Here is a 24,337-nt window from a genome sequence, read left to right as displayed (position 1 = left end):
TCATAAGTGTACCACTTTGATTTCCGATGCAACAACAAGCGTTATGTCGCATTGCTTTACTTTTCAGGCCGCTGGGCTTAAGATTGTTGACACTATTTTAAACACGAGAGGAGCGCCGCTATTATGGAGAATGCAACTAAAGCAGAAGAACAAGCACGCGTCACGGCGGTTATCGAGAAGCTGAAGGCAAGGTTAGCGGCTATTCATGAGCAAATCGAAGCGGCGCACCGCGAAACCAGCCGCATTGAACGGGCTTACGGTGAAAACACGAAAGTCAACGTCACCGAAGTCGATGACCAAATGGAAACCAACGCCGCTGTTCAGCAGCAAAAAGTCATGGTCGCGCGGGCCGTTGAAAACGAAACGATCCTCAAACACGAAGGTGATCGCCTGACGCTACTGGCGGACAATCCTTATTTTGGCCGTATTGACATCGATGAAGATGGTGAGCCAGATACCCTTTATATCGGGACAGCGACGTTCATTGATGAGAACGGTGATTTTCTAGTGTATGACTGGCGCGCGCCGATTAGTTCCATCTACTACAATGGCACCCTCGGTGATGTCACCTATGAAACGCCTGCTGGAGAACAACACGCGGTTTTGAAAAACAAGCGCCAATTTCAAATTGAACATGGCCATATCAAAACCATGTTTGATACCAACGAAACTGTGGGCGATGAAATTCTGCAGTCGGTTCTTGGCGATCAATCCGACGAATACATGAAAAACATCGTCGCAACGATTCAGCGAGAACAAAATGACATTATCCGTGACACTTCCAGTGATTTGCTGGTGGTGCAAGGGGTCGCCGGTTCCGGTAAAACTAGCGCCGTGCTGCAACGTGTTGCTTACCTGCTGTACCACAGCCGCAGCGATCTAGACGCCGATCAGATGGTGCTCTTTTCGCCAAATAGACTTTTCGCCAATTACATTTCCCAAGTGTTGCCAAGTCTTGGTGAAAAGAACATGCGGCAGGCCACGTTATTTGAATTTTTAGCCAACCGCTTCACTGGCCTCCACGTAGAAACCCTGTTCGAACGCTATGAACACGACGCGGCGGGCTTGCCAAAAGCTGCCGAAACCATTCGCCGATTCAAAGAAGCCCCAAGTTACTTGGAAGCCATCTATGACTTTGCCAAAAACCCGGACCGCACGCCGCATTTTATTGATGTCGAGTTTAACGGTGAAACCTTCTTTCCCGCCGCTAATATTGCCAAGATTTACCAGTCGCAACCAGCGCTGATGCAGCCAGTCGACAAGTTTACGGCCACTAAAAACGCCTTGATCAAACGCTTGAATGCTCGCATTCATATGGAAGCCAAACAGGACTGGGCGCAATTGCAGGTTTCAGATTTATCGCAAAGTGAATTAGAAACCTTAACCGCCGATCATGAATTTGCTACCGGTGAAGACGAGCAGCAATTCGTCTCAGAGGCCATTGTCTCCAAGGCGTTTGCCCCGATTTACGACGCGCTTTACAATGATCACTTCTATGATGTGTTCCAAGATTACCAGCACTTCATGGCCCAGGTTGATGCACCGGTCAGTGAATCGATTTGGCAGACCATGATCACCGCCTTTTCCGATGGGATTGAATCGCATCACTTGCGTCTTGAGGATGCCGCGCCACTGCTATATCTACGCGACCTGAGCACGGGCAGCGGGCAAAACAGCCTGATTCAGTACGTCTTTGTCGATGAAATGCAGGATTTCAGCATGGCGCAATTGTTGTACCTGAAGCACGCGTTCCCTAAAGCCAAGTTAACCTTGCTCGGGGATGCCAAGCAGGACGTCTTTACCAGCAACTATCAGCCTAGTGACTTCATTCATGAAATCAAAGACGTCTTTGCGGGGTACAAAATTCGGCTCATTACGTTAAACAAGAGCTATCGTTCGACGCAGCCAATTACGAATTTTGCCAAAGCCCTGTTGCCTGAACACGACCATATCCAAGCCTTCAATCGCGCTGGCGACAAGCCGGAAGTTTTAACGGTTCCGCGCGCGGATGCGGCCGCGGCCCTGTCCAAGCTGGTCACACGGCTGTTGACGGCCGATGGCACGGTGGCGATTTTAACCAAAGACGCCCAGACTGCGGATCAGCTTTACGCGACGCTCAAGCTCGACACCCCGGTCACGTTATTGTCTGCGAACGATCACAGTCTCAAAAGCGGTTGTGTCATTCTGCCGGTTTACCTGGCCAAGGGACTTGAATTCGATGCGGTCGTGGGTTGGGATGTCTCTGCGTCAACCTATCAAAATGAAGCCGATCGCGATATTCTCTATACCCTGTGTTCCCGCGCATTGCACCATTTGAATCTGGTCGCACTGGACGAGCCTAGTCCGCTGATCACGGCGTTGCCGACTGATCTCTATCGGCACGCTGGCGATGCTTCGGAGGCAAGGGTTTAGTTGCTTCGACTGCAATTAGTCCCATGTCGCGCCAAACTCCGCAATCTCCGGCGGGGGCAAGGGCTGGCGACCGCGAAGCTAGAGTGGTGGGCACGACTTAGAGCCTCTGCAAAACCAGCAGAGTCTCTAAGCTCGGCCTTGTACTACGCCGGGAAGATCGCCCGGCTAGTACAATCTCACCACTGAGCCCGCCCCCGCCTCCGATTGCTCCGCTTTGGCACTAATATTTTGTCCCATCAATTCTGTAATATACTCACAAAAATCGGCACTAACGATGACTGATCCTGATCGTTAGCGCCGATTTGATTTTGCAACTAATATTATGTTAGCTTATCAATGAAAGCCTTTTAATCAACGTTCTAAATAAAAGACACCGGAGGCAACGTCTTGTTCAATCTGCTTCGAACCTTCATGGCGGTTTATGAAACCCGCAGCTTTTCCTTGGCCGCCGAGCAGCTGTTTTCCAGTCAGCCGACTGTTTCGCATCACATTCACCAACTGGAACATGAGCTGAATGTTTCCCTTTTTGAGCGGAACAAACGCAGTGCCACTATTCCAACAGCAGCGGCTGATATTCTCTATGAGTTTAGCACCAACATGCTTGCTGACTGGGATAAAACCAAACAGGCGATGCAAAACACCGCTGCAGCTGCATCGGTCGAATTGAATATCGGCATTTCGCAAAGTATTGCCGTTGTCCTATTCCCGAGTTTGGCACGCGGATTGAAGGCAGCCTTTCCTTTTCTGGAATTCAATGTTGCCGTTTTGAATTCGCTCCAGGTGGTGAAGCAGATGGAGGCGCGGCGGCTTGATCTAGGATTCATCGAACAACCGTTAACGCTAAAAGGTGCTGTTAGAACCACGCTTTGCGCCGATCAACTGGTGGTGGCAGGCTGGCCTACCGGTACCTGGCTCACGCGCGAGGAAGGCTCCGGCATGCGCTACTACACAACTGCCTATCTACAAGAAGCCGGCATCACACCCGATCATCTCATGACCGTTAACAACAACAGCATGCTCCGAGCGCTGGTGCAAAACAAGGTCGGTCAGGCGTTGCTTTCAGATCGAATCGTCCCCCAAGAAGTGCCACAGCAAACCATCGGCGCAAAGTTTCGTCGGCATTTTTACCTGTTGCAAAATCCCGATGTTCACTGGCCGCACAAGCAAGCCATGGTGGACACGATCCAGCATTTAGCCAACAAAGCCGACTAAATCATCAACATCATCATCAGCTAATTAATCAGCCGTATCACTCGGCGCTTGCTGGGTCTGCCAACTGGCGCGAACATTCAGATGCAAAAAGCGCAGGTAATGACCCGTGACGAATATCAACATCAACGTGGCAACCAACCATTCGCTCCACTGCACCACGCTTAACAGGTTATGGGCAACACCGGTTTTGGCAAAAATGCCGATAAAGCGCGTTAACGCCGTTGCGGAGATGACCAGCGGAAACGTAAACGCCGCAAAGCTTGGATAAAACGACAACCGCGTGTACTGGCGAATGCTGAAGAGCGTACCAAAATATAAGCCTTGGGCGAAGATCAACATGCCAAGTGCAAACCAGAAATTAGGCCGATTGAAGCTGGCGAGATAACCGGTTAAGCACAGCGAGGCCGGTGCTGCCATAATGGTTAACAGTGGCTGGGTAGCCTCTGGTAATGGTACCACCCGCACGCGATGCACGACCACGGGAAACAACGCGGCATACAAGACAAATGCGATCCAGAAAAGCGGCTGCCCCAAAGCAGGCACAAACTGGGCACTGGTCACTGGAATAACGCCTAATCCGACAAACGTGACGAACCAACTCGGGTAAATCATGTGCCAGGCTTTTTGCTGCGTGAGCAAGTGCCGGGACAGGAAGAATGCCATCAGACCAAAGTGAATGAGTACCGCCATCACCCACACAACAGTCGCCACTTGTCCCGGCATCCCCCAAGCCGTGAAGTAGGTGCACAAAATCATCAGCGTCATCGAAAATGTCGGCGACACCGACGCGATGATCGGATCCTGTAAACTTTTGGCAGCATGAAGTGGCGTCAGGCAAAGTTTCAGTAAAATCACCGCAAACAGCAAAAGCGCCACAATGCCGGTGACATCCCCCGCCAGTTGCCATCCGGCTAATTTATATAAGTTCCCTAACGATGCCAGACCCAGTGTCAAGCCGGCCATTGGTAACGGTACTTTTTTCAAAAATGTTGTCATGTCAGCCTCCTTCGCATGCCATTGAGTCTAACAAGAATGATTGGCAATAGCTAAATGAATGTATTGCATCGATAATATTCAGAAATTGAATGAGACTTAAAAAACATTGACAGTCAGCCGCAAAGCCGACCGTCAACGTTTTTCAGTCCGCACACGATTTAAACTAACAGGATCGTGGCATTGTTAAGCATGTGCAACCCAATCGAATAGCGCATGTCGCGGGTTCGCAGATAGGTCCAGGCCAAGACGCCACCAAGCGCGGCGTAAATGAAGAGGTTGTAGTCAATCCGTGACCCGACAACGTGGGCAAAGCCGAACGTAAAAGCACTGACTAAAATGCTGACCCACTGCCACTTGCGCTGTCGTAATGAGCCGAAACTGTTCATCAACAAGCCGCGAAAAAGGTACTCTTCAACAATCGGACCTCCGACCACGGCCAGTAACTTAATGCCCCAAGGATAAGTTTTCACCAGATGAAGTAAATTGCTCCGATTCGCTGCTTGCGGGGTATGTAACAAATGCATCAGTAACGAATTGGTTAACTGAATGACGAAAAGCAAGCCGATTCCCTGCCAAATAACGGCTGCCGGATGCTTCACCGTCAAGGGACCTTGCTGCCGATACAACCGGCGATAGACCAGCATTAACAGCCCGATCAATACCCCAAACGAAATGACAAACGCGCCAATCGCGCCATAAGCACCCCAAGCCACTTCCCCACGAACCAGTGCCAACTCAGCAAACGAGTATAAGATAAACCCAATGCCGACACCTAATACCTGTAAAAAAGAATGGAATATTTTCAAAGTTAACGTCCTTTCAAGGGAGAGTCGTTACTGTTTCATCATACCAATAATTTCTCGAGCACCAAAATCTTGGGCTTTCGTTGCTCACGCAGATCGTTATAAGGCTCGCTCGCGTTCCACCCGTTTAAATGCAGAAAAAAAGCCCAACAGATCAACTGACCTGTCAGGCAACGTCATTTGCAGCCGTCTATCGGGCTTGAACCGACGACCTCATCCTTACCATGGATGCGCTCTACCGACTGAGCTAAGACGGCAAATGTTTCGGTTGTTTAAAAACAACTGCCTAATTAATGTACACTAAATCTTCAGCACTCGCAAGCCTTTTTTGGAAAAAGTCGTCTGGATGTCGACTAAGAACGGGCTGATTGCACTAATGGATCCTGAAAGAAATATCAATGAGAATGGAAAGTCTGATACTAGTACCTAAAAGCAGGAAAGCGCTTTTGTTGCAGTCGGGAATCAGGTAATCTCCATATTGAAAATAAACAAACGGAGGTCCACCGATATGGAGAGAAAAATTGTTGCTGTGACGGCTTGCGCAGCGGGAATCGCCCATACTTATATGGCTGCGGAGTCGCTTGAACAAGCAGCTAGGAAAATGGGATATGAGATCAAGGTCGAGACGAATGGAGCGATTGGTGCCGAAAACGTCTTGACCACTAAGGATATTGAACAGGCCGATGTGGTCATTGTCGCATCGGATATCAAGATTGACCCAATCCGATTTACCGGCAAGTGGCTTCTGGTCACAAAGTCGAAACAGGCAATCGAGGATTCGGAAGGATTAATCAATCAGGCGTTTTCAGAGGCAAAGGTTTTTGGAAAGAAAGGTGCGAAAATTGGCCGGATCCAAGTAGGTAGCGATAAAGAGAAAGTCAATTTTTTTACCCACATTATGAGCGGCATTTCTTACATGGTACCCATGGTTATCGCCGCGGGGTTGATTTTGACAATTGCCAATTTATACGCCTTTCAAAAAGATGACTTAGGTCGAATCGTCAAGTGGGGTTTTGATAATAAAACTCAGATGGGCTTCCTAATGGAGAAGCTGTTCTACGTGGGTCAAGTTGGCTTTAAGTTGATGATCCCGTTGTTTGCGGGCTTTGTTGCGAACTCGATTGCAGACAAACCCGCGATTGCGCCGGCCATGATCGGAGCTTATCTCGTTAATGACCCCGAGTTTCTTAACACCAAAGCAGGTGGCGGTTTTATCGGTGCGATCATTGTCGCCTTTATCGTTGGTTACATGGTTAAGGGCTTGAAGAAAATCAAATGGCCAAAATTGCTTGTTCCAATTGTGCCAATCATGATCATTCCATTCATTGCAACGGCAGTGATTACATTGATTGTCCTTTACATCATTGGTAGTCCGATCGCCATTGGCATGGATGAGATGTATAAAGGCTTGACGAACCTGAATAACAACTATGCAGGCGCTCCGATTTTGATTGGTGCCATTTGCGGCGCAATGATCGGTTTTGATCTGGGTGGTCCGATCAATAAAACGGCCTTGGTTTTTGGTACCGCAATTTTTACAGACACATTAACCAAATACGGTATTGATGGTGCAAACTTTGTGCCCGGAACAGCGACTCAGGCCGCCATTTCCGTTGCGCCATTGGGAGTTTGGTTAGCAACCATCCTCTTCAAAAATAAATTCTCTAAAGATGAGAAAGTGGCTGCCAGTGCCGCTTTTGGCATGGGAATTGTCGGCGTTACGGAAGGTGCCATTCCATTCGTTGCGGCGGACCCGGTCAGAATGATTTTCTCTAACGTGGTCGGATCAGCTGTTGCTGGCGGTTTAGTAGCGGCAACCGGGTGCAAGTTTTACGGGGGAATCGGTTCGCCCTTAGGAACATTTATTGGTTATATTGAACAACCACTACCTTTTATTACATGGATTTTATGTGTCAGTGCGGGCATCTTGACCGCAGCGCTATTGATCGGTTTTACTCGCAAACAAACCGGACAAGTGATCGTTGTTGATCAGAACAAGCAAGACTAATCGGATGAGCTCATTAAACGAAAAGGCAGGTAGAGATTATGAATCGAGAAGTATTTAATCGCAGCCATATTTTATTTGACGAATCGGCAGCGACGCAAGAACAGGCTTTCAAAAGCCTTGCAAAGTTTGCCTATGCTTCAGGCTTTGTATCCGATGAGGCTGCCTATTTTGAATGCTTGAAAGCACGGGAGCAGGAAGCAACAACCGGGTTTAAGGACCATATCGCGATCCCCCATTGCAAAAGCAGCGTCAATAAGAAGCCCGGCTTATTTCTGATAAAGTTTAAGCAAGCAATTCCCTGGCAGGCATTGGATCAGAAACCAGTTAAAGTCGCGCTTGGTTTGACCATTCCGGAAGATGGGGCCACCGAACACTTGAAATTGTTGAGTTTGATTGCCAGAAAAATGATCGACCAAAACTTTAGAACAGGACTTTTACAACAAGACGATCCGGAACAGTTGACGGCGATCATTGATCAAATCGAATTTAGGGGTTAATTCAAAAAGTGAAAAGAAAAGTTCATGTCATCCATCATACACATTGGGATTTTGAATGGTATTTCACCACCAACGAATCCTTTGTTCAACTGGCTTATCATCTGGATGAAGTCATGCGGGCACTGGAGAATCGGCAAATTGATTACTATCTGCTAGATGGGCAGATGAGCATCTTGGACGATTATTTAACCAGTTTTCCAACCCAAAAAGCGCGTTTAATGGCATTAGTCAAAAGCGGAAAACTCGCGATTGGCCCTTGGTATACACAAACCGATGAATTGATCGTTCGCGGTGAATCAATTGTCAGAAACCTGAATCTAGGTATGACTTTAGCGGAATCGTTGGGAGGTTATATGAATATCGGCTATTTGCCTGATTCTTTTGGGCAAAGTAAGGATATGCCGAAAATTTATAACGGCGTTGGTATTCAGCAAGCAGTTTTCTGGCGTGGGGTGCCCAGCGATGTCACGACAAAACGTGAATTTCACTGGCAAGCGGAAGATGGCTCGTCTGTTTTAGCGGCAAATATCAAAGACGGTTATTTTGTTGGAGTTGGCTTAATTTACTCAGACGATGCACCTGCACTCATAGACACGATTGCTAATGGTGCCACTGGAGATGATCTGGTTTTGCCCGTGGGCGGTGATCAACGATATGTTGACTTTAATCTACGTGAACGAATTAGTTTATACCAGCAAGCACTTCCGGATACAGAACTGGAAGAAAGTCATTATGCAGCTTTTTTCGAGGCGATTAAAGACAATAAATTGCCAACGGTCTCAGGTGAATTTACCGCTAGCACGGTTTCTAAAATCCATCGCTCGATTTACTCTTCCCGTTATGATCATAAGTATTTGAATGACAAAGTGGAGCGTCGCATGATTTACCAAGCGGAACCCTTAATGGTGATGGCAGAAAAATGCGGGATCCCTTATAAAAAAGGCTTGCTAGATCGAATCTGGAAACTGTTGAATAAAAACCATGCCCACGATTCTGCTGGCGGATGCAATAGCGACAAAACGAATCAAATCATTACAGAACGCTTTAACGAGGCGGATCAGCTCTCCTATTCGTTAGTTGATTACCTGACTAGGAAGATTTCCGAATCGCGCTTGCAGGTAGTCGATGGTGAACTGGTAATTTTCAACACATTACCATGGAAAACCAAAAAAGTAATAAAATGCGCTATTTCGACACCGTTTGCGGCGATTTCGATTGAAAAAGACGGCGTCACAATTCCTTTTGAGCCCAGCCATACGCGAAAGGAATCCAATGATTCGATTCGCCGAGAAACAAAGACTGATAGTCCCGCCAGTGTTTATTTTGTCCATGAAGGCTTAGTCGAGGTGGAACTACCACCGCTGAGTTTCGCGACGTATCAGGTCGTTGAGCGACACCAAGCGTCATCAGTAGCATCGCCAACCGAAGCTGTCTGTGCTTCAATTGCGAACGACGACTATCAAGTGACACTTGAAGCCGGCGAGTTGACTTTGATGGATCGCAAGGAAAAAACAAGCTATAAGCACTTTCTGGCATTTGAAGACAGCGGAGATGAAGGCGACACCTACGATTATTCGCCGCCGTACGCAGATCATCGGTATCGTTTGAATTTATCCGATGCAACTTGTAAGACAACCAAGAATCAGTTAGTGGAAAAGTTCATTTTTACCGGTACATGGCAGGTTGCGAAAGATCCTCAGGAACGTGAAGCCCAAAAAAGAACCCAAAAGTTGCCATATCAATTAACGATTGAGCTACTGAAAGGAAGCCATCAAATCCAATTTCATTTGGAAGTCGATAATCGTGCCTGTGACCATCGCCTGAGGGTGCTAATCAAGACGCCAAATCAGAATGCGGTTTCTTATGCAGACACCCCTTTCGGTACGATCGAGCGTCCGGTGGAGGATCCCCATATCAATGATTGGCAAGCGCAAGGATGGCGGGAAGAGCCAACCGCGATCTTTCCGATGCTGACGTATGTTAACAGTCATGGTCCGGGCTCTAGCTGGACAGTATTCAGTAAAGGGATGAAAGAGTATCAATTGATCGGCAATAAGTTTCAAACGATTGCATTGACGTTATTTCGTTCGGTGGGTTATCTCGGACGCCCGGATTTGCTGAGACGCCCGGGCGTCGCCTCAGGGAATGAATTCAAAGCCATCCCCACGCCAGATAGCCAGTTACAGAAAAGAATGCATTTCAAATTTGCACTTCAGTTAGACCATGACTTTAAGCCGGCGCAGTTAGCCAAAGATTACCTCGATTATGCGATTAGCAACCCCTATTATCAGATCCAAGAAATGAATCGCTTTACGACTACACTTAAATACTTTGTGTCGAATCCTTTACCCCACAAAGTGACCGTCCCAGAAAGCGTTACCCTTGACAGTGATACTCTTGTTTTCAGTGCATTAGTCAAAAGCACGGATGAACCGGGTTTTGATATTCGAGTCTATAATCCGGACTGCCACCAAGAAGTTAATGGCGGAAATATTAAGGGTGTCTGTGGACTGCGTTATACCTTTGTTGATTTAAGAGGTCATCCTGTCTCCGTAACAAGGGAAAATGATACGATTCCTTTAGGAACCTTTAAACCGGGTGAAATAAAGACGATTCATATCGTTGATTGAGGGGAAAACGAATGCAAGAAGATATCTTTATTTTAATAGAGTCCTGTCGGTTGAATTTTACCTCTGTTGAGCAGGTGATAGCAGACTACCATTTAAGTAAGCAGCCGACGATGACTATTGATAAGTTATCTGAGCATCTAGCCGTATCAAAATCTTCGATCACAAGATTTTGCAAGAAAATCGGCCTGGCAAATTACAAAGAACTGGTTTTTCTATACAAGCTTTCTTTAAACAATGACAGCACTAATTTGTCGGTATCATCAAAGATAACGGCAGCTTACCATTCACTTGCAACCCGCAGTGATAGCAATTACTCGCAAGCGGTCATTGATGCTTTCTGTGAACGACTCCATCAGCATAAAATTATTCACTTTTTTGGCAAAGGCTTCAATTCTTATGCGGCTGCTGATTTTCAGTTTAAGTTTTCCCGAGTCGGCAAGTATGTCCGTGTGATCGCTGATGAGAACTCGATTCTGATGTCGGCAAACTTCGCCAACGAAGATGAATTAATTGTCGTTGCCAGCTTACGAGGTGATGACGAGGATTTGCTGGAAGCGATGAAGATTGCTAAACAAAAGAACATTCCGGTTTTACTGATCACGTCTAATCGATATTCGCATCTGATACCGCATTCAGATGTAACGTTGCTCGCTGCCAGCCTTACCAAAGAGGAAGCCTTAGGCAATATCTCACCCCAAATTCCGATCCTCATTCAGCTGGATATGGTTTACGAAAGATATATTCACTTATATGCTGATTCCCTTTCACAGTGGCTGGTATCGGAACAAATCTTGCACAAGTAAGCGGAGGAAACATGAAGAATTTTCCAGATAACTTTTTGTGGGGTGCTGCAATGTCGGCACCGCAAACAGAAGGTCAAAGTTCAAATTTCGGCAAAACTGCCACGATCTGGGACCACTGGTTTCAAACAGCACCGGAAAAATTTTACCACCATCAAGGGCCTGAAATTACATCTGATGTGTATGACCATTACTTAGAAGACTGTGAGAACATGCAAGCGATTGGCCTAAACTCACTTAGAACATCTATTTCCTGGGCGCGTCTATTGCCGGATGGGAAGACCGTCAATCCAGAAGCCGTGGCCTTTTATCGGCGATACTTTTCAGCGATGCGCGATCATGGGGTTGAACCAATCATCAATCTTTTCCATTTTGACACCCCAATGTGGTTGATGGCCCGCGGCGGATGGGAAAACCGAGAATCCATTGACGCCTTTGCGTTTTATGCACGGACGGCATTTGAATTGTTCGACGATCTTGTCAATAAATGGACAACATTCAATGAGCCGCTTGTCCATGTTGAGTGTGGATATCTTTATCAATATCATTATCCGGCTGTTGTTGATTTCAAGCGAGCCGTTCAAGTTGGTTATCATACTTTGCTAGCACATAAAGCTGCGGTCAAAGCGTTTAAAGAAGTGACCCAGACAGGTGAAATCGGGATTATTTTGAACATCTCGCCCACGTATTCTAAAAGCGACACGGAAGCAGACGTATTGGCTGCTCAGCGCTCGGATCTATTAAATACTCGCAGCTTTTTAGATCCTGCTGTCTTAGGCACCATTCCTGATGAGTTGCTGATACTATTAAAAGAAAACGAACTCATGCCGGCGACAAAGTCTGAAGACCACGCGCTGATTAAGGGCAATATTGTGGACTTCATCGGCTTAAATTATTACCAACCGCGTCGAGTTCAAGCTCAGGAAAAGCCCAAAACGCCTGCGCAAATGCCGGACGATTTCTATCAGCCATATGATTGGCCCGATAAAAGGATCAATCCTCACCGCGGTTGGGAAATCTATCCAGAAGCTCTTTATGATGTCGCGATGATGATGAAAAACGACTACCACAACAAACCTTGGTATGTCAGTGAAAATGGAATGGGCGTGGCAGCGGAAGAAACTTTCATGAATGCCAATGGCGAGATCGAAGACGATTATCGCATCGCTTTTATGAAAGAACATCTGAGTTATCTACATCAGGGTATCCGCGAAGGCAGCAATTGTTTTGGCTATCATGCTTGGACGTTTGTTGACTGCTGGTCGTGGTTGAATGGTTACAAAAATCGTTATGGTTTTTATCGACTGGACTTGGCAACACGTAAACGGTCAGTAAAGAAGAGTGGCCGATGGATGAAGCAGGTCAGTGAAAACAATGGATTTTAGGTGATGAAAAATGAGTCTTGCCGTATTTGATATTGGCGGAACAACCGTAAAGTATGGCACTTGGGAGCAACAACAGTTAAGCGCGGTTGCCGCTTTTCCAACACCAACCACATTTGACGAATTATTAGATAATATGGCGACTATCATGGATGATGCCAAGCGCGAGTTCACAGGAATTGCCATCAGTGCACCGGGAGCAGTTGACCAAGACCGGCGCAAGATACTCGGCATCAGTGCCGTACCGTACATCCATCAACGACCGATCTTTGACGAAATCGAACAACACTTTAACTTGCCCGTGACGATCGAAAACGACGCTAACTGTGCCGGGATTGCTGAAGTAGAACTAGGCGTTGGCAAAGCAGCGCAAAATATTGCCTTCGTGGTCTTAGGCACAGGCGTAGGCGGTGCCCTCTTTGTTAATCGTGAATTATACAAAGGAAGCCATCTATTTGGCGGCGAACTCGGTCTGTTGAAAAGTCAAAGCGCACAAATCTTCAGTCAAAAAGGTACCTTAGTCAAAACCGCAAATGCTTATTCCAAGCAAACCAATGATTGTATTGACGGGAAAGCACTTTACGCGTTAGCAGCAAATGGTGATAAACTCGCAACCGTGCTGCTAGACGAAATGTATCAGATCATGGCAAAGAATCTATACAATGTTCAAGTCATGTTTGATCCGGAATTGATCGTTTTAGGCGGTGGCATTTCCCAGCGTCCAGCGTTAGCAAATGAGCTTTCAAAACGATTATTTGAGCAATTAAAAAAAGAAGGCGTTGAAGAGATCATGCCTTCTGTCAAATGTTGCTATTTTCATAATGATGCCAACCTAATTGGAGCTGCATTGAATTTCCAGAAAAGTCGTCATGTTCAGTTCGAAGCTGAGCAGGCTAGGGAGATCTAATTGCCCTAAGTCATCCGAACTACATTGAGGCCATCGGGACACATCCCTGTGGCCTCTTTTCGGCCTCTCGCTTCCACACAGAATATTAACGAAGCATCAATGAACCAACACTCTAAATCATCTGCCAAGGCCACTGAATTCCAACGTGTTTCTAAGTGTAGCCATCGACTCGTGCTCACCACAATGGGCAACAGACAGACCTCAATTTTCGCCCCGACAAAATCGCCTCAAACCGTGATCACGCGGTCAAGTTGATCTTTAATTTCACGACGCAGATTATGAGTCACCATAATCAATGTTGTTTTCGGCAGTGATACCAGCAGCTTTTCAATGGAAAGCCCAGCTTTGGCGTCCAGTGCTGCGGTGCCTTCATCGCTGATGATGAGCCGGCTTTGTCTGATCAGTCCCCGTGCCAAGGCAATGCGCTGTTTCTGCCCACCTGACAAATCACCGCCATTGTGTTCCAGCACCGTATCTAACCCTTGCGCTTGGTGCTTCATAAATTCAGTCAATTGCGCACCTTTGATGGCCTGTTGTAACACGCTGTCATCCACTTGTCGTCCCAGGGTTAAATTAAACCGCAGCGTGTCGTTAAAAATGTACGGAGCCTGTTCGATGTAAGTAATCTGATCCCGTAAAGAACGCGGATCAAGCTGCCGGTAATTGTGACCATCCCAGGTGATCTCACCGCGATAATCGGCCAGCACATCGCTAATAAGTCGCAACAAGGTCGTTTTCCCCCGCCCGGATGGCCCGACAAGCGCCACTTTTTGATTAGCCTGCAGCGTCATGTTCAGATCATTAATGACCGGTTCTTTTTTATGCGGGTATGTAAAGGTCACATTTTGCAGCTTAATAGCTTCAGTCAGCGGAGTCACAGGCTTTTTCGCCTCTTGCTGAGCCGGAACCGCCTTGGCAAACTTATCGAAAATCAGGGCAACTGACTTGACAGTGGTCAGCGCGAAGCTCATTAGCGTCAAGCCGCTAAATGTCGTTCCTGCGACAGAATGAATCGTCACTACCGCGCCAACTGGAATGATGTGATTGTAAGCAAGTAACCCGGCCTGAATCAGTAAAAATAGCTGGCTCCCCAAGTTAACCAAATTGATCAAAAACTGAGTGGCCATATTGAACTGAATGTAACCGACCTGCGCATGGCCCGCGTCATCCGAAGCCTGCTGCACCCGCTCCACCATGACGTGACGCCGATTAGCCATGAAGAGCGTATTGAACCCTTCGAGGATGTCGGTCAATCGATTGGTTAACTTCTCGTTTTCCTGACTCCATGTTGCCGCGGCGGCGCTTAGCTTTTTGCGATAAATCATCGGTACCGTGATTAAGAGCACGGCGCAAACCAGTGTCGTGATAAACAGCGAAGCATCATACGTCAACAAAACGAAAATACTGAGAACCACCTGCCAACTTGCCTGAATAAGACACGCGACATTGCGTAGCCCCTGGGTATTAATGGTGTTGACATCATTGGTCATCCACGAAGTATAAACCGCATCTGACCGGGAATGGTACTGTTCAAACGGCATCTTCGCAATGCTCTTGGTGATCTCCGTGCGAATATCATTGTTCAACCGGCGTTGGAGCGAGATCTGATAAATGTTGACCAACGTCTGCACGATCAATTGCAAAATCGTCGCTACGACCATCACGATTGCCGCAGTCACGAACGCATTAACCTTAAATTGCGTCAATGCCGTGATCATGTTCCCGGTAAAAACCGATACCGCAGTCAGTGCAGCAATCATGACGCCATACATTAAAATAAACAAACCAAACCGCCATTTTAGTCGGAAAAGATACTGTCGAAAAGTCACTGAAAAGGCCTCTTTTCACAAGAAACACGATCCGTCTATGCCGGAAATGCAAACTGACACGCCGAGCAATGTCACAATCAACGCATTGGAATATTAGAATAAGCAAATAATAGCATCGAATTCTCATAATAACAATCGTTGCTCATTATTTTCGTGTGCTATTGTGTTTTTTGCGCATTTGCCTGACGTTGGGCGTTAGAACGATGGACCAATTTTAAAAGGTGTTGAGTTTTTAGGTGAATATCATGCTGCATCTGTTGTAGATTTGACGTGGACATAAACATTTCTTCGTATATTTTGGGTCGGCTCAACTATGCGCCGCGGTTCAGTTTGTGTTTGTTTTGATACTAAAGGATCCCAATGTATGGGGATTTTAGCGGATATTCAACTTTAACGTTTTAGTTTAGATGTAGAAATCCTGCCTTGACCTATACCTGCATGAGGTACATAATGCCATTATTGTCGGTAAGCAACGATCGTTATAAGGTATAAGGGCACTTTTATCAGTCACTAGCAATCAATTAGGTAACCTCATCACGGTTCTAAGTTTAAGTCTGCCCCCTTACATAAAATGAGTCCCATCTTATAAGACTAATCGTTGCAATTACCACGAAAACTGTGCCGTTTATTGTGACATTCAGATGCTGTTACCAAAGGAGGAATATTTGTTGATAAAATATCGAGTCACCGGCTTTATCATTTTAGTGATGACCATACTTTTTCTTGGATTGGATCTACTTAACAGCAGTAATAAGCTACTTGCTCTGTTATCTGCCCTTTTTTCTCTGCTAACCGTTGTCTGGTTCATTTATTACAACAAGAAAGTCAGAAAGTTCAGTAATAACTAGGTGTATTGCCATGTTTTCTCGTAAAAAGACCGTTCAATACTCGTTCGGAACGTTGAGTCTTTTGGCCGAAATGGGAAAGAAATAAGAACTGAAAAGCAAAGATATTCCTCCAAATATGATTTTTCATTATATCTTGGGGGAATTTTTATATGCTGTGGTCAGGAAGTAGGTCTTCTTAGTCCTCTGCCACGTTCTATTTCTTGCTAACCTACTATTTGGTTACTTGTTCACACTACATTCCTCTGCTCATCGCTCGCCACGCCACTCAGCCTTAAATTCCGCCAAAAAATCTTCCATCACCCGCTGCCGATGTTCAGCAAGTTGCTTGGCTGCCGGCGTATTCAGTTGATCTTTTAGCTTCAGCAATTTCTCATAGAAATGATTAATGACAGTGCTTTCTTTCGTGCGATAATTGCTTGGCGTTAACGCTGTTCGCGGTGCCAGTTCCGGATCATACATGCGACCACCATGTGCGCCACCGTACATAAAGGCGCGGCCGATGCCGATTGCCCCAATAGCGTCCAATCGGTCCGCGTCCTGCACCAGCTGGCCTTCCAGGGACAACGGCTGACGCTTCCCTAAATTGGCTTTAAAGGACATGTGGTCAATAATTGCAATAACTGCTTGAATCTGTTCGTCCGTCAAACCGGCTGCAGCCATCGCATGACGCGCCGCTGATTTTGCCGCAGCGACATCGTTAACCAATTTGTCGTCATAAGTGTCATGCATCGTGGCTGCTGCGACAACGACGGCCGAATCAACGCCTGGAGTTTCGGCGGCCAGCCGCTTGGCCATCGCGATCACCCGTTCAATATGGTCGAAGCCATGACCGCTGTGATCCTGTGCGGAGACGGAGCGCGCATAGGCTGTCAACGCTTGCCAATCAATCATGTAGCGCACCTTCCAATCTTTCAAATGTGATTACCTGAACTAATTAACCGATAAGCTACCCTATTTGTTGCATGGCTTAACCTCGAGAGTTCATACTTAAAGTATAAAGAGGTTATGTAAAAGGGGGAACTTTAAAATGAAAAAGCATTGTTTGTCGGCGAGTCAATCGGTTAACCAATTCCACCGACTTTTCTCACCAGTGTCATCTTCGGACATCCCATTGAATCAGCAAAATCTGCTATTCTGGATGGCCACGGACCTGACACCAAAAACGCCGACGAGTCTTGCCAAGGAGATGCATGTCACCAAAGCTGCCATCACCAAAGCCAGCGGGCCGTTGCTTGACCGCGGGTTGCTTGACAAGCAGCCTGACCCGGACGACTACCGCAGCTTCAAACTCGTCCTCAGCGAAGCGGGACAAGACGCTGTCGAGGATCTGGGGCCCGAATACATGGGGAACCTCGAGCGCCTGTACAACGAATTGGGTGAAAAGAAATACCTCAAACTCATCAAACTGCTCAGCCAGGCCACCGGTGTCGCAGTCGAAGAATAAGCCAATCGGTCACGTTTGGCAATCCCGCCTTACGCAGTGCTTGCGTGAGGCTTTTTAAATTGAAATTAGAGCTGGCAGATAAAGTGACAAAAAGCGATCCCCTGTTAAGAAGACCGCTAACAAGGAGCTTAGCACCCCATCAAAATTATTTGAATATGGGACTCCATTGACATGTGTCGCCAATTACAACAAAGTCATGATTGCCAAAATTAGGAATATTAAAAAAACAGAAATTCCTAAAATCGGTAATTTTAAAACTATCCAGGCCCAAACAATCGCGCCAAAAATGATCGCTAACGACTGGAGAGGCTTTTCCCTGATTTTTTTGATCTTCTTTTTCATCGCTATTTTCTCTCGTTGTGACAGAGTATCAACAAATAGGAATACGGGTGGCGCCGACACGGTTAACATACCTATTTAGCATTTTGTTTCGCAGATTTTCCTTCCACGTGAACCATTATTCCCTGTGAGACAGGTGTTTTTACACTGACGATTATATTCGGATATTCTTGGCGATTTCCATTCTTAAGCTCGGTTTCCTTTTCTCTCTCAGACTATGCAAATTTGCCCCTATCTGCCTCTGCGTTACAATAAACCCATAGTGACATATCACTCAACCTTAAACAGTTTACTAATTCCGGCAAAGGAGTCTGATCCGATGGTAATTCCAGATCATATCAGTGTTCGCGGTGCTTATGTCAACAACTTGAAACACCTTAACGTAGATATTCCTTTAAACAAACTCGTGGCGATTACCGGTCGTTCAGGCTCCGGTAAAAGTTCGCTGGCGATGGGCGTTTTGTACGCGGAAGGCATGCGGCGGTATATGAGCGCTTTGTCGACTTATACGCGCCGGCGATTAGGGCAGACAAGTCCGGCGGCGGCTGATTCGGTCAAGCATATTCCCAGTGCGATCGCCCTCAGACAGCGGCCGGTTGTGCCTGGCATTCGCTCAACCGTTGGCACCGCCACGGAAGCCTTAAATGTGATTCGCCTGATGTTTTCGCGTCTCGGCTCACCGGTTTGTCCAAATGGTCACCGCGTTCCGCCGACACTTGATATTGCCAAGGCCATGGATCTGCCAAATGATGGCGAAAGCGGGATGGGTATGATCACCTGTCCGACTTGCGGGGTTCACTTTATGGCCTTTGCGGCAGAGGATTTTGCCTTCAATTCGACTGGCGCATGCCCAACTTGTGGCGGCACGGGTCAAGCGCGGACGCTGGCGGCCAATCGCCTCATCCCCGACCAAACGCTGACCATTCGCCAAGGCGCCGTTGCCTCATGGCGGCTGCCCGGACGCAACTTCATGCCATACGTCGCCCAGGCAATCGGCATTGACATCGATACCCCTTTTCAGGATCTGCCTAAAGACCAACAGGAACAGGTTTGGCATGGTCAACGGAAAAAATACGCCATCAACATCCCCAGCAAAACAGGCAGAGTTTTCCATATGGATCACGCCCAATACGAAAATGCCTTCAATGCGGTCGAAGACTCTTTAGCCACCACCAAGAATGAACGCGCGATCCAGCGTCTGAATCGGTTCTATGAGTTCGGCGTTTGCCCGACCTGTCATGGCAGCCGGTTCGCACCAAAACTGTTGTCACAACTTTTGGTTGATCAAAACATCGCGCAAGTCAGCGACATGACCCTGACGCAGCTTTCTGCCTTTATCCCGAAAATCTACCAGTGGTTGCCGGAAAATATGCAGGCATTGGCGCACGACATCATTAAAGAATTGACGCAGCTGCTTAAGCCGATCATGGATTTGGGCCTGAGTTACCTGACGTTAAGCCGGGCTGCTGCATCGTTGTCCACCGGTGAATTGCAGCGCATCCAGCTCAGTCGAACACTACGCACCGAAACAACCGGCGTCCTGTACGTCCTCGACGAACCTTCTATCGGGTTACATGCCGCCAATGTTGCCGGTTTATTGGAAGTGATGCACGGCTTGGTTGATCAAGGCAACTCACTGGTGGTCGTGGATCACAACACGGCGATCATCAACGCAGCGGATCAAATTGTCGAAATCGGCCCGGGTGCCGGCGTTGACGGGGGTCGCATTCTCGATCAGGGGGATCCCGCCACCATTAGCCGTAATCCGCATTCGTTAATTGCCCCATTTTTAACCGGCAAAACCCAACTCATCGTCCGCCCGCAAGCTGGTGCCGAAGCAGTTGCCAAGGCCAAGCAATTGCAGCTAACCGTGACGGATCGCTTCAACCTGCACAATTTGCATGTCGCCTTCCCGATTAATTGCTTCTCCGTCGTATCCGGCTTCTCTGGCGCTGGCAAGTCGACGCTCATTTTCGATGCATTAGTCCCGGCACTGTCGGCAACGAAAGATCAACCCGGACCGACTTTTGTCCGTGACCTCAAAAGCGGTGGCATTCGGCACGTGGTCGCCATTGATGCCACGCCGGTTGGCAAAAATGTGCGTTCAACCGTTGCCACTTACACTGATATTCTAGATCACCTGCGCCATCTGTTCGCCGCTTTGCCAGACGCCAAAGCCAAGCACTATACCAGCAGTCACTTCTCCTATAACGTCAAGGCGGGTGCTTGCCCGACCTGTGGTGGTACTGGCGTCATTAATCTGGATATTCAGTATTTGCCGGATATGCAGCAAACCTGTCCCACCTGCCATGGTCGCCGCTACAATCCCGAAGTCTTAAAAATCAAATGGCACGACCGCAGCATTGCCGACCTGCTGGATCTCGACGTCGATACCGCACTCAAGGTGTTCAAAGAGGAACCGGCAATCGCCCATACCTTGCAGACACTCCACGACATGGGACTGGGTTATCTGCATTTAGGCGAAAGCACACCGACGCTATCCGGCGGCGAGGCCCAACGACTTAAGCTGGTCGCACACATGGGCCGTTCCCAAAAAGATACGCTATTCGTCTTCGATGAACCTTCCGTTGGGCTGCATCCCCTTGATGTTCAAACATTAGTCGCAGTTTTCCAGCGCCTTTTAAAAACCGGCGCAACCGTCATTGCCATTGAACACGATCTAGATGTTATTGCCAATGCCGATTACGTCTTGGACTTAGGACCAAAAGGCGGGGCTGAAGGCGGCCAAGTCATGGCAGCCGGCACGCCACAAGCCATCGCCCGTCAAGGCCAAGGCGAAACCGCCAAATACTTAGCGGCACATCTGGCGGCTTTTCACGTTAAATAAGAACAAACAAAATCGGCTCCGGAGATCATCTCTAGAGCCGATTTTTTATATCCAGCGCGAAACGATTGCGCCTTATGCGTTCAAAATATCATCAATTTGCTGAACCTCTTCGGCCGTGAACGTCAGATGTTCTGTCGCCTTGAGGTTATCTTCCAGATGCTCAACCGAGGTCGTACCAATAATTACACTCGTCACGACCGGATCACGCAAAAGCCATGCCAACGCCATCTGAGACAACTTCTGGCCACGTCCTTGGGCAATCTTGTTCAAGTCATTGAGCTTCTTAACCACGGCATCCTTACCTTTTGCAAAAGTGCCTTTGTTGGTACGGTGGATCTGGAAGCTATCCGGAATGCCGTTAAGATACCGATCAGACAATAATCCTTCTGATAATGGGCCATACGCAATCAACCCAGCGCCATTCGCCTTCAGGGCATCCGTCAGGCCGGAAGTTTCTGCCTCGCGATTGAACATGTTGTAACTAAACTGGTTCAAGACAAACGGGGTATGCAGGTCTTTAAACATCGCAATGGCCTCTTTGGTCTGCTCCGTATCATAATTGGAAATCCCGATATACAAAGCCTTGCCATCCCGCACGGTTTGATCAAGCGCATTGACGGTCTCTTCCAACGCCACCGTGTCATCGAAACGATGTGCATAATAAATGTCGACATAATCCAGACGCAACCGTTTGAGGGAGTCATTCAGCCCTTGAATGACGGCTTTGCGTGAAGTGCCGATGCCATATGGGCCTGGGTGGATTTCATAGCCGACCTTCGTGCTAATCACCAGTTCATCACGATAATCCTTCAAATCAGTTGCCAGAATCTGTCCCAACAGCGTTTCGCTCGAACCGTATCCCGGATCAACATCGCCGTTACCATAATGATTGGCAACATCAAAATGAAAAACACCATGATCAAACGCATCCAGAATCACCGAACGCCGCGAATCAAACGGATCCAGATTGCCATAATGCTGCCACAATCCTAAAGAAATTGCCGGCAACATCAACCCTGTCTTACCGGCATGACGAACCGGCATCTTCGCATAACGATCAGTCGCTGCATGATACATGAACAAAGCCCCCCTAGTTGTTAGTGAGCGTGCGCCGGCTCCTGCGCCGACGAACGCGTTAATGATAGACAGTTACAAAATAAAAACGTTTGCCACTATCTCTATCGTGGCAAACGTTCAACAAACAAGCAACTGGAAACCCTGTTTTCTCCATAAAAATTTATTTTTCAAAAAATTCCGTCAAAAAATGCGCCACGCCGTCATCGACATTGGTATCGGTCACATATCGGGCAACGCGCTTGACTTCGGGCACGGCATTGCCCATGGCCACACTCACCCCAGCGGCTTGCAACATCCCTAAATCATTAAGGCCGTCGCCAAAAGCAATCGTATGGTCCGGTGCAATGCCGGTCTTTTCCTGTAATTCGCGCACAGCATTGGCCTTATCGACATGCTTGGGAATTAGCTCCAGATTCGTATGTTCTGAGGCCGAGACATGCAAAACATCACGCGCCTCCAGGGCTGTTTTGCCAGCATCCAAAGCGCTCGTATTACCGGGGCCAAAAATAATGCCATTCGTAATCACCGCGGCGTGGGTCAATAGTTCCTTTATCGATGGCACACCGACCACCTTAATTTCAACCGATTTAGGCGCAAACTTGCGGGCGGCTGCTTCAATGGCGGGCGGCAGTGTTCCGGTGAAATAAACGGTATCATCGCTAAAGTACAAGGCGTTAAGATTCAAATCGGCACTGACTTCTTCAACTGCCGTCAATGCGTCTTCGCCAAGTGTGTGATGCACCCGTTCACCGGAAAAGTCATACACGGCGCCATTAGAAGCGATAATGCTGGCGTCGGGCTGAAACTGTTTGGCGACAACTTCCGCCAGCGCATGCATGCGCCCGGTCGCAACATAAAAAGCCGCGCCCGCCGCCACCGCATTTTCCAATGCCTGAGCTGTGTTTGCTGTGACATCATGATGATTGGCCGTTAACGTCCCGTCAATATCACTTACGATTAAGTATTTGGCCATGGGTACTTCCTCTCTTTTGGCTGAGCGTGAGCTGGCGCGCTTAGGAGCCGGAGTATAAGCGGCCTTGGGCGTGATGGCCCGGGTTTGGCCATTGCGACCAAGGTCCTTATACGCAGGCTCCTGCGCCAGCGAACGCGTTATAGTGAGCGTGAGCCGGCGCGGTTAGGGGTCGGAGTGTAAGCGGCCTTGGGCGTGATGGCCCGGGCTTAGGCCATTGCGACCAAGGTCCTTACACGCAGACCCCTGCGCCGACGAACGCGTTATCGTGAACGAACCTTTACATGAAATCGGCCATAGAAACATCACAAGTTTCTATGACCGATTCTCTTTAACACTCATCTATCAATCATTTCAAATACGTTTCCAATAAACGCTTAAACCAAACGCTTATCGCAATCATCGCTTAAAGTCCCTGCGGCAGCTTATCAATCTGCGCAGCATACCATTCTTGCCATGGTGTTTCCGGAGCGCCTTGTGCATTGTACTTAACCTTAACCTGCTTCAGAAGATCCAGCAGATTACCTGACCGATGCGTCAACAAGCCGCTCGTCAATTCCTCCCGCGTCAAAGTACGGTTGTCGAGGAGATAATGGTTAATATCGGCCAAATCACCTTGCTTATCAAGCTGGGAGAAAACGTCTAACCCCGCTCCAAAGAACCGGTTAAGGTAAAATTTTGCAAAAGTTTCCAGTGCGGTTTGTTGTGCCGCCTCATTCAGTTGATCGATCGTTGTGTTGCTAGCTGCCATGACTAATTTCGTCCTTTCTATTTTATTCCATTATAACCACTTTTAGGCCGTTTTTGAAAAGCCCTCTGCTGGCGGCGCGGTCATTTTCAAAAAATCAAGAAATATTTTTAGGATTTTGAAACTTTCCGCCTCTAGTACCTTGCTATTGGAGAACGAATGTTATAATATGCCACTTATGTTGGGAATTTTTGAAAGGCTGGAGGCATTATGGAAAAAGAAAAATTACATCTCGGAGACGCTGTTGTTTGTCAGGTTAAGGAAGACATGGAAGCGCCTTTCACCGGGAAAATCGAAAAAGTTTACGAAAACTCTGCGCTACTGACCATTACTGACTATGCAGAGCAAGACCGACAGAATGCTTCGGAGCTGAATTTTAAAATTGTTACAAATTTCCACGCCATGACTAAAAACCTTGGTGGTGGCACTGTCCTGGCATTCCCACCAGAATCCGCCGAGGACCATAAAAAATAATCATCCGATAATGATCAACCAAGCATGGCTCTCTAACACTGTGGTCATGCCGGTTGTTATTATTTACTTAGTCGCATCCCAATAGAACAAACTACCCCCGGCAGCCAGCAAAC

Annotated in this window: 18 protein-coding genes and 1 tRNA gene; 11 read left to right on the top strand and 8 right to left on the bottom strand. The window is 47.6% G+C overall.

Going from position 1 to position 24,337, the window contains the following annotated elements; all coding sequences use genetic code 11:
* Positions 1–123: 123 nt before the first annotated feature.
* Together helD and GSO_RS08065 are read left to right on the top strand one after the other, a co-directional pair.
* On the top strand, positions 124–2,412 hold the full coding sequence (gene helD, locus GSO_RS08070) for an RNA polymerase recycling motor HelD (protein WP_010490909.1): 2,289 nt from the start codon (positions 124–126) through the stop codon (positions 2,410–2,412).
* A gap of 387 nt (positions 2,413–2,799) precedes the next feature.
* Positions 2,800–3,624, top strand: a complete 825-nt coding sequence (locus GSO_RS08065) for a LysR family transcriptional regulator (RefSeq protein ID WP_010490908.1) — start codon at positions 2,800–2,802, stop codon at positions 3,622–3,624.
* Between the two features lie 24 nt (positions 3,625–3,648).
* Here the strand turns inward: GSO_RS08065 and GSO_RS08060 are convergent, their stop codons facing one another.
* The 3 genes from GSO_RS08060 to GSO_RS08050 all read right to left on the bottom strand — a co-directional run bounded on the left by GSO_RS08060 (position 3,649) and on the right by GSO_RS08050 (position 5,680).
* Positions 3,649–4,620 carry a TDT family transporter gene (locus GSO_RS08060; RefSeq protein WP_010490907.1) on the bottom strand — a complete coding sequence of 324 codons (972 nt, stop codon included), beginning with the start codon at positions 4,618–4,620 and terminating at the stop codon, positions 3,649–3,651.
* Between the two features lie 158 nt (positions 4,621–4,778).
* On the bottom strand, positions 4,779–5,426 hold the full coding sequence (locus tag GSO_RS08055) for a CPBP family intramembrane glutamic endopeptidase (RefSeq protein ID WP_010490906.1): 648 nt from the start codon (positions 5,424–5,426) through the stop codon (positions 4,779–4,781).
* Positions 5,427–5,607: 181 nt separating this feature from the next.
* Positions 5,608–5,680: transfer RNA gene (locus GSO_RS08050), tRNA-Thr, on the bottom strand.
* A gap of 251 nt (positions 5,681–5,931) precedes the next feature.
* On the opposite strand from GSO_RS08050, the gene GSO_RS08045 reads away from it, so the two are divergent.
* The 6 genes from GSO_RS08045 to GSO_RS08020 are packed head-to-tail and all read left to right on the top strand — an operon-like array spanning position 5,932 to position 13,647.
* Positions 5,932–7,431: a PTS fructose transporter subunit IIC gene (locus tag GSO_RS08045; protein ID WP_010490904.1), complete on the top strand. Its 1,500-nt coding sequence runs from the start codon at positions 5,932–5,934 to the stop codon at positions 7,429–7,431.
* 38 nt (positions 7,432–7,469) lie between these two features.
* The gene (locus GSO_RS08040; protein WP_010490902.1) at positions 7,470–7,928 is read left to right on the top strand and encodes a PTS sugar transporter subunit IIA; all 459 of its coding nucleotides are present in this window, start codon (positions 7,470–7,472) and stop codon (positions 7,926–7,928) included.
* An 8-nt stretch (positions 7,929–7,936) separates the two neighbouring features.
* Positions 7,937–10,558, top strand: a complete 2,622-nt coding sequence (locus GSO_RS08035) for a glycoside hydrolase family 38 N-terminal domain-containing protein (RefSeq protein WP_010490900.1) — start codon at positions 7,937–7,939, stop codon at positions 10,556–10,558.
* A gap of 11 nt (positions 10,559–10,569) precedes the next feature.
* Complete coding sequence (locus tag GSO_RS08030) at positions 10,570–11,361, top strand: MurR/RpiR family transcriptional regulator (RefSeq protein ID WP_010490898.1); 792 nt, start codon at positions 10,570–10,572, stop codon at positions 11,359–11,361.
* Between the two features lie 11 nt (positions 11,362–11,372).
* Positions 11,373–12,743: a glycoside hydrolase family 1 protein gene (locus GSO_RS08025; protein ID WP_010490896.1), complete on the top strand. Its 1,371-nt coding sequence runs from the start codon at positions 11,373–11,375 to the stop codon at positions 12,741–12,743.
* 10 nt (positions 12,744–12,753) lie between these two features.
* Positions 12,754–13,647, top strand: a complete 894-nt coding sequence (locus GSO_RS08020) for an ROK family protein (protein WP_010490894.1) — start codon at positions 12,754–12,756, stop codon at positions 13,645–13,647.
* A 227-nt stretch (positions 13,648–13,874) separates the two neighbouring features.
* Here GSO_RS08020 and GSO_RS08015 read toward each other — a convergent pair whose 3' ends face one another.
* Both GSO_RS08015 and GSO_RS08005 read right to left on the bottom strand, forming a co-directional pair.
* Complete coding sequence (locus GSO_RS08015) at positions 13,875–15,476, bottom strand: ABC transporter ATP-binding protein (protein WP_010490892.1); 1,602 nt, start codon at positions 15,474–15,476, stop codon at positions 13,875–13,877.
* Positions 15,477–16,570: 1,094 nt separating this feature from the next.
* A complete protein-coding gene (locus GSO_RS08005; protein ID WP_010490891.1) occupies positions 16,571–17,215 on the bottom strand; it encodes an HD domain-containing protein in 645 nt (214 codons plus the stop codon).
* Positions 17,216–17,351: 136 nt separating this feature from the next.
* Here GSO_RS08005 and GSO_RS08000 point away from each other — a divergent pair, with 136 nt between their 5' ends.
* The gene (locus GSO_RS08000; protein WP_010490890.1) at positions 17,352–17,768 is read left to right on the top strand and encodes a MarR family transcriptional regulator; all 417 of its coding nucleotides are present in this window, start codon (positions 17,352–17,354) and stop codon (positions 17,766–17,768) included.
* A 658-nt stretch (positions 17,769–18,426) separates the two neighbouring features.
* Positions 18,427–20,955, top strand: a complete 2,529-nt coding sequence (locus tag GSO_RS07990; protein WP_010490889.1) for an excinuclease ABC subunit UvrA — start codon at positions 18,427–18,429, stop codon at positions 20,953–20,955.
* Between the two features lie 72 nt (positions 20,956–21,027).
* Here GSO_RS07990 and GSO_RS07985 read toward each other — a convergent pair whose 3' ends face one another.
* From GSO_RS07985 to GSO_RS07975, 3 genes are all read right to left on the bottom strand, one after another.
* Positions 21,028–22,032 (bottom strand): aldo/keto reductase, encoded by a 1,005-nt coding sequence (locus GSO_RS07985; RefSeq protein WP_010490888.1) that lies wholly within the window; start codon positions 22,030–22,032, stop codon positions 21,028–21,030.
* A gap of 160 nt (positions 22,033–22,192) precedes the next feature.
* Complete coding sequence (locus tag GSO_RS07980; protein WP_010490887.1) at positions 22,193–23,005, bottom strand: Cof-type HAD-IIB family hydrolase; 813 nt, start codon at positions 23,003–23,005, stop codon at positions 22,193–22,195.
* A gap of 403 nt (positions 23,006–23,408) precedes the next feature.
* Positions 23,409–23,753, bottom strand: coding sequence for a hypothetical protein (locus GSO_RS07975; RefSeq protein ID WP_010490885.1), 345 nt, complete (start codon positions 23,751–23,753; stop codon positions 23,409–23,411).
* A gap of 207 nt (positions 23,754–23,960) precedes the next feature.
* On the opposite strand from GSO_RS07975, the gene GSO_RS07970 reads away from it, so the two are divergent.
* Entirely contained in the window at positions 23,961–24,224 is a 264-nt protein-coding gene (locus GSO_RS07970) for a hypothetical protein (RefSeq protein WP_010490883.1), read from the top strand.
* Positions 24,225–24,337 lie beyond the last annotated feature (113 nt).

Origin of the sequence: Lacticaseibacillus zeae DSM 20178 = KCTC 3804, from assembly GCF_000260435.1 — a bacterium.
Lineage (GTDB): Bacteria > Bacillota > Bacilli > Lactobacillales > Lactobacillaceae > Lacticaseibacillus > Lacticaseibacillus zeae.
This window is presented reverse-complemented; position numbering and strand designations above follow the sequence as displayed.